The organism is Halopseudomonas formosensis (genome assembly GCF_900115905.1).
Lineage (GTDB): Bacteria > Pseudomonadota > Gammaproteobacteria > Pseudomonadales > Pseudomonadaceae > Halopseudomonas > Halopseudomonas formosensis.
In genome coordinates, this window is sequence record NZ_FOYD01000018.1 from 1 (window position 1) to 11,658 (window position 11,658).

The following is an 11,658-nucleotide window of genomic DNA, read 5'->3' on the forward strand; positions in this document are numbered from 1 at the left end:
GGGCGGTTGTGACGAAGGAACAGGCATATGCAGCCATACCTGTGTAGCGCAGGCTGATAGCACACAAGGTTAAACACAGAGAGGTAAAGCACTCCCCCAGGTTGCGAAGGCAATCAGCAATGTGATGACAATCCAGGTCAAACCGGTGTATCGAAAACCTGAGGAGGGACAGGGCCAACCAGGCCGCGTGCTCGATAAGGACGATACACAGCGACTGCTCATCAAGGCCCGCAGCTCTGTGCTGCACATGGAGGCCGGATATACGACAGACAACCTGCTCTTGTCATTGACTGTTGAATGCCTTGCAATGAGGGAGGAGACCATATACGTCCCTCCCAGAACCAGATCGGTGAGCGCTTCGGGTTGGCACTACACCCCGGAGGTCGCACCCTCCCTGGGAACGTCGAGCACCAGCTCGATGGACGGACTCGCCGGCAGAACAGCAGACGAGCCGGCACCCGCCCTCCCGGATCCAGTTCACATCCTGCCTCCGCCATCTGCCACCTGCGCCACAATTCCAGTCTCGGCCACTTGCCCGAACTTCCCCTGCTGACCACAGTGCCCGCTGACCTCAAGCAGGGAGGCTGCAGCATGCGCCCATGGATCCTCATCACGCTGTGCCTGACTACTGGGATGGCCCGCGCCAGCTGCCCCGAAACCGAAACAGGCACCCACACGGAAATGACCCGCCTCGCCGATCAGATCCGGCAATGGGACCAGGCCTATCACGAACGGGGCGAGTCCTTGGTCAGCGACGATATCTACGATCAGGCGCGGCTGCGCCTGCAGCGTTGGCAGCGGTGCCATTCCGCCGCTGTGAGCGAATACCGCCCGACTGGAGGCACTCAGCCGCATCCCGTTGCCCAGACCGGGCTGAACAAGATCCACACCACAGATCAGGCGCGGCAATGGATACAGGCACGCCGGCAGCAGCAACTGTGGATCCAGCCCAAGGTGGATGGGGTTGCCATTACCCTGCACTACCGCGATGGCCGGCTGCAGCGGGCCATCAGTCGCGGCGACGGCGTCTCGGGGCAGGACTGGACCGCCCACGCCCGGCGCATACCCGCCGTCCCGCAACGCTGGCCGTCAGCGCAGCAGGTGGTGCTCCAGGGTGAGCTTTACTGGCGGCTAGAGCAGCATGTCCAGGCGCGGGACGGGGGCGCAGGTGCCCGGGCGCGGATTGCCGGATTGATGAACCGCCAGCAGATCGACGATCGGGACCTGCCCGGTATCGGCCTCTTCGTCTGGGACTGGCCTGACGGCCCCGCTCCCATGCAGGAGCGTCTTGCGCAGATGAGCGCCGCCGGTCTGGATACCGCGACCTACACACTGGCGTTCGACAGCCTTGCCAGCGCCGAGGCACAGCGCCAGCGCTGGTACACCCAGCCTCTGCCCTTCGCCACCGATGGTGTGGTGTTGCGCCAGAGCAGTCGCCCGGCCGCCAACCAGTGGCGCGCCGCACCGCCGCACTGGGCCATCGCCTGGAAACACCCCGCTCGCTCGGCGCTGACCCGGGTCGAGGCGGTCAGCTTCAGCATCGGTCGCAGCGGGCGCATCACACCGGTACTCGAACTGGAGCCGATTCAATTGGATGACCGCCGCATCAGTCGCGCCAGCCTCGGTTCCCTGCGGCGCTGGCGGGATCTGGATGTGCTGCCGGGGGATCTGGTGTCCATCCGGTTATCCAGTCAGGCCATCCCGCAGTTGCAGCAGGTAATCAGCCGCAGCGACAGTCGCACGCCACCGACCACCCCGGACCCGGCACGCTACCATCCCCTCAGTTGCTGGACGCTGAGCGAAGGCTGCCGTGAGCAGTTTCTGGCGCGCCTGAGCTGGCTGAGCGACGCTCGCGGACTGGATCTGCCCGGTGTCGGCCCGGGCAGCTGGGCTTGCCTGATCGATGCGGGTGCGCTGGACGGGTTACTGGACTGGCTGGAAGCCAAGAGGCTGCCGAGCCACTGCGGCAGTCGGCTGGCGGAACAGTTGAGACCCGCGCACCAGCGCAGTTTCAGCCGCTGGCTGCAGGCGCTGGGCATGCCCGCCATCGGCGGAGCCGGGTTGCCCCCGGACTGGGATAAACTGGCGTCGCGCAGTGTCGACCAATGGCAAGAGCAACCCGGCATAGGCCCGACCCGGGCGCGGCAGCTGGTGGCCTTCTTCGGGCATCCGGAGGTGAACCGCCTGCGCCGGCAACTGGCGGACGCGGGAGTGGAGGGGTTCTGAGCGGGCGCTTTGGACGAGCTGGTGCTCGTCCCTCCCGGGGCCGAATCGGCAAGCATCACGGGTTGGCGAGCACCCCGGGCCGCGATCGGACTCGCCAACATGCTTTGCACGATCAGCCAACAAAGGCGTAGCGCAGGTGCACTACACCCCGGAGGCCGCGCCCCCTGGGAACGTCGAGCCTACGGGCCGCGATCGGACTCGATGGACGGACTTGCCGGTAACGCAGCGGACGAGCTGGTGCTCGTCCCTCCCGGGACCGGCGAGCGCCTCGGGTCGGCGCTACACCCCCGGTTACTCGGCGGTCAGGTAGGACGATCGGGTCAGGCCCAGACGCAGCATGTCCAGGTACCTGGCCCGCTCGGCCGGGCTCAGGCGTGCGCCGGCGACCTTGTCCCGGTAGCGGGCGACCAGCTCGTCCGGCTCGAAGTGGACATAGCGCAGCATGTCCTCAATGGTGTCGTGGGTCTCCACCCCGCCGTGCACGACCCGGCCATCGTCCAGCTGGTAGACGTTGACCGAGTCGGTGTCGCCGAACAGGTTGTGCATGTCGCCGAGGATTTCCTGGTAGGCGCCGACCATGAAGATGCCCAGCAGATAATCCTCGCCCTCGCGCAGTTCGTGCACCGGCAGGCTGCTCTCGATGCTCTGCTCGTCGACGTAATGGCGGATCTTGCCGTCCGAGTCACAGGTCAGGTCCTGCAATACGGCCCGGCGCAGCGGTTCCTCGTCCAGCCGGTTCAGCGGCACAATCGGCAGCACCTGATCGATGGCCCAGGTATCGGGCAGGCTCTGGAACACCGAGAAGTTGCAGATGTACTTGTCCGCCATCTTGTCATTCAGCTCATCGAGCACCTGGCGGTGGGAGCGCTGCCGCGCCTTGAGCAGGGAATAGAGGCGGTTGCACAGGGCGAAATAGCACTGCTCGGCCAGCGCCTTCTCCGACAGGCTCAGCTTGCCGGCAGCATACTGACCTGCGACGTCGGTCATGTAGTGGGTCGCGCGCCAGTAGGTCTCGGTGACCATCTCGATGTCGGTCTGCCCGAGCAACCCGACCAGAGCCTGCAGCGCCTGGGGCAGTTCCTCCACATTGTCGATCGGCGGGATGGCCGCATTATGCCGCTCCACGTCGGTTACCTGAACCACCAGCACCGCGTGATGCGCGGTCAGTGCCCGCCCGCTCTCGGAAAAGATGTGCGGATGCGGCAGCCCCTGCTCCTCGCAGAATTCCTTGAGCATCAGCACCACGGTACGGGCATATTCGCCGATGTCGTAGTTGATGGAGCTGGCGTTGCGCGAGTGGGTGCCGTCGTAGTCCACCCCCAGACCGCCGCCGACATCGATATGGTCGACCGGCAGGCCGAGGGCACGCAGCTCGGCGAAATAGCGGATGGCCTCGCGGAAGCCGTGCTGGTAGTCCGCCAGGTTGGCGATCTGCGAGCCCATGTGAAAATGCAGCAGCCGTACCCCGGCTTCCAGACCGGCCTGACGGAACTGATCGACCACCCGCAGCAGCTGGGCAGCGGACAGGCCGAACTTGGATTTCTCGCCTCCCGTATCGGCCCATTTGCTCGACGCCAGGGACGACAGCCGCACCCGCAGGCCGACCTGCGGCGTCAGCTGCAGGCTGGCAGCCTCCTCGATCACCAGATCGACCTCGGACTCCTTTTCGATCACGATGAAAACGTTATGCCCGAGCTTCTGCCCCAGCAGTGCCAGGCGAATGAACTCCCTGTCCTTGTAGCCGTTGCAGACGATGGTGCCGCCCTTGGGGGCCAGTGCCAGCACCGCCATCAACTCCGGCTTGGAGCCGGCTTCCAGACCGATGGCCACGTCCTCGGTGGCAATGATGTTCTTGACCACTGCCTCCTGCTGATTGACCTTGATCGGATACAGCGCGGTGTAACGACTCTGGTATTCCAGTTCGGCAATGCAGCGATCGAAGGCCGAGGTCAGCTGGCGCACCCGGTCCTGCAGTATGTCGGGAAAGCGCAGCAGCAACGGCAGGTCAAGACCACTCTCGCGCAGCTGGCCGACCAGTTCGTGCAGATCGATGCTTGGCGCCAGGTCCGGCCGTGGCCGCACCTCGACATTGCCCTGCTCGTTCACGTTGAAGTAACCCGCCCCCCAGTGCCGGATGCCATAGACGCTGCGGCTGTCCGCCACCGTCCAGGCTGATGCGTCCTCCTTGCGGGAGCGTCGCGATACCACCATGTATGAACCCTCGGCCCTGCCTGTTTGACCTCCAGCATAAACCAGTTTGCCGGGCCGAACCGCCCCGGAAGGCGGGCCGATGGAAAAATATTTTTTTGTCGAATCATTCCAGTTTCCCGCAGTCACAAAAAAGGTCGAGGCACCTCCCACAACCCATGCAGGGCAAGGGTCACAGCAAACTCCACGACGAATACTTAACAGCTGTAAATATGTGAACACGAGAGGAACAGGGTCACAAGTCACAACAATCAAGGGTTGTGATCGTTTTTCAGATGTGTTTACCATAAAAATGAATTTACAAGTAAACATTAATTTCATGTCTTCCAAGTCTTATTCGCTACGCAGGCCGCGTGCGACCGATGGATACGCTCTGAACCAGCTGGTCAAGCGCTGCCCGCCTCTGGATACCAATTCCGTCTACTGCAACCTCCTCCAATGCTCCGACTTTTCGGCCACCGGTATCGCTGCCGAAGACAGCCAAGGTGAGCTGGTCGGCTTCATTTCCGGCTACCGACCACCCTCGCGTCCCGACACCCTGTTTGTCTGGCAGGTCGCCGTTGACAGCCGCATGCGCGGTCAGGGCCTGGCACTGAACATGCTGCTTGCACTGATCAGGCGCTGCGCCGCCGATGGCGTGCGCTGGCTGGAGACTACCATCTCCCCCGGCAATACCGCCTCCGAGGCGCTGTTCGCCAGGGCCTTCAGCACCCTCGATGTTCAAGCCGAGACCCGGGTGCTGTTCAGCCGCGCCGGGCATTTCGATGGCCAGCACGATGACGAGGTGCTGTACCGCGCCGGCCCCTTTTCCCCCTCTGCACTTTCCACACTTTCCGATAAAACCCAGGAGTCTGCATGAACACCTTCGAACAGTTTGAACAACACGAGTCCGGTATTCGCAGCTACTGCCGTTCCTTCCCGGTGATATTCAAGCAGGCGCGTGGCGCCGAGCTGGTCACCACCGAAGGCAAGACCTATATCGACTTCCTCGCCGGTGCCGGCACCCTCAACTACGGGCACAACCACCCGGTCATCAAGCAGGCGCTGATCGAGTATCTGCACAGCGACGGCCTGACCCATGGTCTGGACATGTATTCCGAAGCCAAGGAGCGCTTTCTCGAAACCTTCCATCGGGTGATCCTGGAGCCACGCGGGCTGGGCAATCATGTGGTGCAGTTCACCGGCCCGACCGGCGCCAACTCGGTGGAAGCGGCGCTGAAACTGGCGCGCAAGGTCACCGGGCGCAGCAACATCATCAGCTTCACCAACGGGTTCCACGGCTGCTCCATCGGCGCCCTGGCGGCCACCGGCAACCAGCATCACCGTGGTGCCGCCGGCGTGCCCCTGACCGACGTCAGCCGCATGCCCTATGCCAACTACTTCGGCGACAAGGTCAACACCATCTCGATGATGGACAAGCTGCTCAGCGACCCGAGCAGCGGCGTGGACAAGCCCGCCGCGGTCATCGTTGAAGTCGTCCAGGGCGAAGGCGGCCTGAACACCGCCTCCGCTGACTGGATGCGCAAGCTGGAGAAGCTGTGCCGCAAGCACGACATGCTGCTGATCGTCGATGACATCCAGGCCGGCTGCGGCCGTACCGGCACTTTCTTCAGCTTCGAGGAAATGGGCATCAAGCCCGACATCATCACCCTTTCCAAGTCCCTCAGCGGCTTCGGTCTGCCCTTTGCCGTGGTGGTCCTGCGCCGGGAGCTGGACCAGTGGGAACCGGGTGAACACAACGGCACATTCCGTGGCAACAACCACGCCTTTGTCACCGCTACCGCCGCGCTGGAACATTTCTGGACCAGCAGCGAATTCGCCGACAGCGTCAAGGCCAAGGGCGCGCTGATCCGCGAGCGCATGCAGAAGATCGTCCGCCGCCATGGTCCCGACTCCCTGTTCGTCAAGGGTCGCGGAATGATGGTAGGCATCAGCTGCCCGGACGGTGACACCGCCGCCGCCATCTGCGCCGAGGCCTTCGAGCGCGGTCTGGTCATCGAGACCAGCGGCAACCACAGCCAGGTGGTCAAGTGCCTGTGCCCGCTGATCATCAGCGAGGAGCAGATCCACAAGGCCATGGACATTCTCGACGCCGCCTTCGCCAAGGTCATGGCGGCCGAAGTTCAGAACAAAGCATCCTGAGGAAAAGACAGAACATGATCGTACGTACCCTGAAAGACTGCGAAGCATCCGAGCGCAAGGTTGTAACCGAAACCTGGGACAGCACCCGGATGATCCTGAAGGAGGACCGCATGGGCTTCTCCTTCAACATCACCACCATCTACGCGGGCACCGAGACCCACATCCACTACCAGAACCATCTGGAGTCGGTGTACTGCATGAGTGGCAACGGTGAGATCGAGACCATTGCCGACGGCAAGGTCTACAAGATCGAGCCCGGCACCCTTTACATCCTCGACCAGCACGACGAGCACCTGCTGCGTGGCGGTACCGAGGACATGAAGATGGCCTGCGTATTCAACCCGCCGCTCACCGGTCGTGAAGTTCACGACGAGAACGGCGTCTACCCCGCCGACCTGAGCGCCGAACCGGCATAGGAGAAGCAATGTCTATCGTGCAAGCTGACCTTTATCCGTCACGCCAGCACAACCATCCCCGCTGGCAGGACCGACTGGACCCCATCGCCTGGCGCAAGGATGCCCCAGATTCACCCCTGACCGAGCAGCAGCTGTCGCGCTTCGAGCGCGACGGCTTCCTGATCATCGAGAACCTGTTCAGCGCCGAGGAGGTCGCCGTGTTCAAGGCCGAACTCCAGCGCATGAGCAAGGACCCGAAGGTGCTCGAAGCCCCCACCGCCATCCGCGAACCGGACAGTGGTGCCCTGCGCTCGGTATTCGCCATCCACCGGGACAACCCGCTGTTCGCTCGGGTCGCCCGGGATGAGCGCACCGCCGGACTGGTACGCCACCTGCTGGATGGCGATATCTATGTGCACCAGTCCCGCCTCAACCTGAAACCGGGCTTCAAGGGCAAGGAGTTCTACTGGCACTCCGACTTCGAGACCTGGCACACCGAGGACGGGCTGCCGCGCATGCGCACCATCAGCTGCTCCATCCTGCTGACCGACAACCATCCCTGGAACGGGCCGCTGATGCTGATTCCCGGGTCGCACCGGCACTTCATCAGCTGCGTCGGGCAGACCCCGGAGAACCACTACCAGCAATCCCTTCGCCGTCAGGAGTTCGGCATACCCGACGAGGACAGCCTGACCCGGCTGGTGGAGCGCTACGGTATAGAGCAGGCCACAGGGCCAGCCGGCAGCGTAGTGTTGTTCGACTGCAACACCATCCACGGCTCGGGAAGCAATATCGCCCCCAGCCCCCGGAGCAATCTGTTCTTCGTCTACAACCACATCGACAACCGGCCGGAGGCACCCTTCGATGGCATGCCGCCGAGACCGGACTTCGTCGCCGAACGCGGCCCCGTCGAGCCCTTGGACATCGGCCCGCAGCACTACCGCGAGTCGCCATGAATTCACCGGATGAAAGAAAGGCAATCATGCATACAGTAGAGAAAATCGGCGGCACTTCCATGAGCCGCTTCGATGAAGTACTGAACACCATCTTCACCGGACAGCGCCGAGGCAGCGAGCTGTACAACCGCATTTTCGTGGTTTCCGCCTACGGCGGCATGACCAACCTGTTGCTGGAGCACAAGAAGAGCGGCGAGCCGGGCGTCTATGCCCGCTTCGCCGACGCCGAGAACGAGGACGCCTGGCTGGAGGCGCTGGAGCGGGTGCGTGCGGCCATGCTGGCCAAGAACGCCGAACTGTTCAGCGCCGAATATGAGCGTCACGCCGCGGACCGCTTTATCGGCGGGCGCATTGACGATGCCGCCGAGTGCATGCGCAACCTGCGCAAACTGTGCTCCTACGGCCACTTCCAGCTGGACGAGCACCTGCTCAAGGTGCGCGAGATGCTCGCCTCCCTGGGCGAGGCGCACAGCGCCTTCAACACCGTGCTGGCGCTCAAGCAGGCCGGTGTCAATGCCCGTCTGGTCGACCTGACCGGCTGGGATCTGCAGGAGCCCAAGAGCTTCCGCGACATGATCAGCGACAGCTTCGCCGGTATCGACTTTTCCCGGGAGCTGGTGGTCAGCACCGGCTACACCCACTGCAGCGAAGGCCAGATGAAGACCTTCGACCGCGGCTACAGCGAGATCACCTTCGCCCAGATCGCTGCCAGCACCGGCGCGCGGGAGGCCATCATCCACAAGGAGTACCATCTGTCCAGTGCCGACCCGAATCAGGTCGGGGTGGACAAGGTGGTCACCATAGGCCGCACCAACTACGATGTGGCCGACCAGCTGTCCAACCTGGGGATGGAAGCCATCCACCCCCGCGCCGCCCGCACCCTGCGCCGCGCCGGCATACAGTTGCGCATCAAGAACGCCTTCGAGCCGGATCATGCCGGCACCACCATCAGCCAGAACTACTGCAGCGAAAAACCCTGCGTGGAGATCATCGCCGGACGCAAGGACGTCTACGGCCTGGAGGTCTTCGATCAGGAAATGCTCGGGGATGTCGGTTACGACATCGAGATCAGCAGCCTGCTCAAGCAGCTCAAGCTGTATGTGGTGAACAAGGACTCCGATGCCAACAGCATCACCTGGTACACCGCCGGCTCACGCAAGGCCCTGACCCGGGCTGTGCGCCTGATCAAGGAACGCTACCCGATGGCCGAGGTGAACCTGCACAACATCGCCATCGTCTCGGCGATCGGTTCGGATCTGAAGGTCAAGGGCATCCTCGCCCGCACCGTCGCCGCCCTGGCCGAGGCCGGCATCAGCATCCAGGCCATCCACCAGTCGATCCGTCAGGTGGAGATGCAATGCATCATCGACGAAGCCGATTACGACGCGGCGGTGGTAGCGCTGCACAGGGCGCTGATCGAACCGGAGAATCATGGGGATGTGATTGCGGTGGCTTCCTAGCTGAGCCCTTCCGCTCTCCCCCTCTCCCCTCCGCGGGAGAGGGGATGGGGGAGAGGGGCAGGTTGTGCAATCAACCTCAGCCCTCCAGCAAAAATGCCCTCACCCTTTCCGCCGCCAGCGCCGAGTTCTCCTGCATGAAGCAATGCCCGCCCGGCAGCGACTCGACTGTGACCATGGGATTGCGTCCGGCCAGTTGCAGGGCGGACTGCCGGACGAAGGGGTAGGTCTGGTCGCCATGGATCAGCCGCACCGGAATAGCGATGCGCGACAGTGCGCGCCAGAGTCCATGGGGGGATGACTCGAAGATTTCCGCTTCCCGCTCCGGCAGGCATTTGAGGGTCACGCCCTGCCCCGGCTCCTCGCGCAGGGCGTGGAGGACATGCGCACGCATGGCCTCTTCCTCCCAGCCGCGGAAGATCCCCCGCCCGTTCAACCGGGCGTAGGCCTCTTCGGCGTCCTGCCAATGGGTACGCCGACGCCGGGCCGCATCGGCCATGGGGTTGCGCAGCAGCGGCCCGAGCAGATTGCGCAGCAGGATCAGACGACGGGGAAAGAGCACCGGGTCCAGCAGTACCGCGCGCTCGAACAGTTGCGGGTGGGCGGAGACGAACAGACTGGTCAAGACGCCGCCGAAGCTGTGCCCGCAGGCGTACCTGGGCACATTGCCGAAGCGCGGGCAGCCGGCCACGAAGGCTTCCACCGCCAGCTCGGCGTTCTGGTTCCAGCCCCTGAAGGCGCCCCCATGATCACTGTCGCCGTGGCCCTGCATATCGCACAGCCAGAGGTCGAAGTGGCCGGCCAGCTTTTCCAGCATGGGCTCGTAGGTGCGGGTACAGAACCCGTTACCGTGGATGAAATGCAGCAGCGGCTTGCCGCTGGGCGGCGTATGCCAGCCGCGCAAGGTGAATCCGGCCGAACTCTCGTGCGACCAGGGTAACAACGTCATGCCTGAACTCCCCCGAAAACCAGCCCCCGAGTCTATTACCTGGGGGAACCGATGTCAGGTCGTTCACGGCGAAATCATTGCGCTGGATGATGGCGCTCCGCTTTCAGGCATGCCGGAGAGCCGCTGGGGCCTCAGCGCAGGATGTAGTCCACGCTGGTTACCACCCGTACCTTCTTGGTCTCGGGGGTATACTGGTCCACATCCTCGATACTGAAATACCCCTGGCTGGCACGGCGGATGCTGCCAACTTCGGCGCCGGCGTCCCGGGCGAACTGGTCGGCGGCGGCCCGGGCCTCGCGGGTGGCTTCAGCGATCATCTCCGGCTTGATGGCGTTGAGCTGGGTGAAGAGGAACTGCGGCTGGTGTTCATAGCTCTGGGTCAGCGCCACGCCGGATTTGACCAGCTCACCGACGCTCTGCATGCCTTCCTTGACCCGCTGGATATCCCCGGTGCGCACCAGCACTGTCACTTCGGCGCGATAGCGCTGGGGCGGCAGGTTGTTGCCGTAGAGGTTGGCGTGCTGATCAGTGATCTTGGGCATGGACAGCTGCAGGTCCTGCTCGGCAAAGCCCTTGAGCAGCAGGTAGGAACGGATCAGATCCTGCTGCGCGTCGATATCACTCTGCAGCACATCGAGACTGTCCCCCAGTACCGTGAAGTTGATCGGCCACAGCGCCAGATCGGCCTCCACCGTGCGCTCGGCCAGCCCCTTGACGCTGACCACACGGTCGGAATCTCTGAACTGCAGCAGTCCGGTCTTGATGCTGACAGCCATGAAGGCCAGTGCCAGCGCCAGCAGCGCGGCGGCTATCACGGCAAACAGGGAAATGCGGGAGCTTTCGGTCATGCCTGAGGGTCCTTATTCTGACGAAGATCTGTATGTGCGAAAGTAGCACGATATTCTCCGGAAGGGACGAGCACCAGCTCGACCACGGCGTGACGGCCAGCTCCGCTCATCGAGCCGGTGCTCGACGTTCCCGGGAAGCGTGCTCCCTGGGAGGGACGTATATGGTCTCCTCCCTCATTGCAAGGCATTCAACAGTCAGTGACAAGAGCAGGTTGTCTGTCGTATATGCGGCCTCTGGATGCGGCTTGTAGCTGCGGGCCCCGATGAGATCTGCAAGTGTATCGTCCTGATCGAGCACACAGCCTTTAATGGCTTCGACCCTCCGCAGGTTTTCGATACACCGGTTTACCTGTGTTGTCATCGCTTGCTGATTGCCTTCGCAACCTGGGGTTTGCCTCTTGTTAACTTTTAACTGCCTGACTGTCTCTACATGCAGGGCACGGGCTGGTAGCGCCTGGATCGGGCAATAACCGCCCA

9 protein-coding genes are annotated in these 11,658 nt (G+C 63.2%); 6 read left to right on the forward strand and 3 right to left on the reverse strand.

Features of this window, described 5'->3' with window-relative positions:
* The first annotated feature begins 591 nt into the window (after positions 1–591).
* The gene (gene ligB / locus BM046_RS15560; RefSeq protein ID WP_090541173.1) at positions 592–2,226 is read left to right on the forward strand and encodes an NAD-dependent DNA ligase LigB; all 1,635 of its coding nucleotides are present in this window, start codon (positions 592–594) and stop codon (positions 2,224–2,226) included.
* Positions 2,227–2,517: 291 nt separating this feature from the next.
* Here the strand turns inward: ligB and speA are convergent, their stop codons facing one another.
* Entirely contained in the window at positions 2,518–4,434 is a 1,917-nt protein-coding gene (speA, locus tag BM046_RS15565; protein ID WP_090541277.1) for an arginine decarboxylase, read from the reverse strand.
* A gap of 319 nt (positions 4,435–4,753) precedes the next feature.
* Between speA and ectA the strand changes: the two genes are divergently transcribed.
* Genes ectA through BM046_RS15590 form a run of 5 tightly spaced genes read left to right on the forward strand, consistent with a single transcriptional unit; the run spans position 4,754 to position 9,387 of the window.
* On the forward strand, positions 4,754–5,293 hold the full coding sequence (gene ectA / locus BM046_RS15570) for a diaminobutyrate acetyltransferase (protein WP_090541174.1): 540 nt from the start codon (positions 4,754–4,756) through the stop codon (positions 5,291–5,293).
* Positions 5,290–6,576 carry a diaminobutyrate--2-oxoglutarate transaminase gene (gene ectB, locus BM046_RS15575; RefSeq protein WP_090541177.1) on the forward strand — a complete coding sequence of 429 codons (1,287 nt, stop codon included), beginning with the start codon at positions 5,290–5,292 and terminating at the stop codon, positions 6,574–6,576. Before ectA ends, ectB begins: the two co-directional genes overlap by 4 nt.
* Before the next feature lie 14 nt (positions 6,577–6,590).
* Entirely contained in the window at positions 6,591–6,992 is a 402-nt protein-coding gene (locus BM046_RS15580; RefSeq protein ID WP_090541179.1) for an ectoine synthase, read from the forward strand.
* 8 nt (positions 6,993–7,000) lie between these two features.
* A complete protein-coding gene (thpD, locus tag BM046_RS15585) occupies positions 7,001–7,927 on the forward strand; it encodes an ectoine hydroxylase (protein WP_177197893.1) in 927 nt (308 codons plus the stop codon).
* Between the two features lie 26 nt (positions 7,928–7,953).
* On the forward strand, positions 7,954–9,387 hold the full coding sequence (locus BM046_RS15590) for an aspartate kinase (RefSeq protein ID WP_090541181.1): 1,434 nt from the start codon (positions 7,954–7,956) through the stop codon (positions 9,385–9,387).
* A 76-nt stretch (positions 9,388–9,463) separates the two neighbouring features.
* On the opposite strand, the gene BM046_RS15595 is transcribed toward BM046_RS15590, so the two are convergent.
* Both BM046_RS15595 and BM046_RS15600 read right to left on the reverse strand, forming a co-directional pair.
* Complete coding sequence (locus BM046_RS15595; RefSeq protein WP_090541182.1) at positions 9,464–10,333, reverse strand: alpha/beta fold hydrolase; 870 nt, start codon at positions 10,331–10,333, stop codon at positions 9,464–9,466.
* A gap of 131 nt (positions 10,334–10,464) precedes the next feature.
* Positions 10,465–11,181 carry an SIMPL domain-containing protein gene (locus tag BM046_RS15600; protein ID WP_090541184.1) on the reverse strand — a complete coding sequence of 239 codons (717 nt, stop codon included), beginning with the start codon at positions 11,179–11,181 and terminating at the stop codon, positions 10,465–10,467.
* Positions 11,182–11,658: the final 477 nt, after the last annotated feature.

Coding starts and splice junctions, on each gene's coding strand:
- ligB (WP_090541173.1), top strand. CDS start 592: ATGCGCCCATGGATCCTCATCACGCTGTGCCTGACTACTGGGATGGCC.
- ectA (WP_090541174.1), top strand. CDS start 4,754: ATGTCTTCCAAGTCTTATTCGCTACGCAGGCCGCGTGCGACCGATGGA.
- ectB (WP_090541177.1), top strand. CDS start 5,290: ATGAACACCTTCGAACAGTTTGAACAACACGAGTCCGGTATTCGCAGC.
- BM046_RS15580 (WP_090541179.1), top strand. CDS start 6,591: ATGATCGTACGTACCCTGAAAGACTGCGAAGCATCCGAGCGCAAGGTT.
- thpD (WP_177197893.1), top strand. CDS start 7,001: ATGTCTATCGTGCAAGCTGACCTTTATCCGTCACGCCAGCACAACCAT.
- BM046_RS15590 (WP_090541181.1), top strand. CDS start 7,954: ATGCATACAGTAGAGAAAATCGGCGGCACTTCCATGAGCCGCTTCGAT.
- BM046_RS15595 (WP_090541182.1), bottom strand. CDS start 10,333: ATGACGTTGTTACCCTGGTCGCACGAGAGTTCGGCCGGATTCACCTTG.
- BM046_RS15600 (WP_090541184.1), bottom strand. CDS start 11,181: ATGACCGAAAGCTCCCGCATTTCCCTGTTTGCCGTGATAGCCGCCGCG.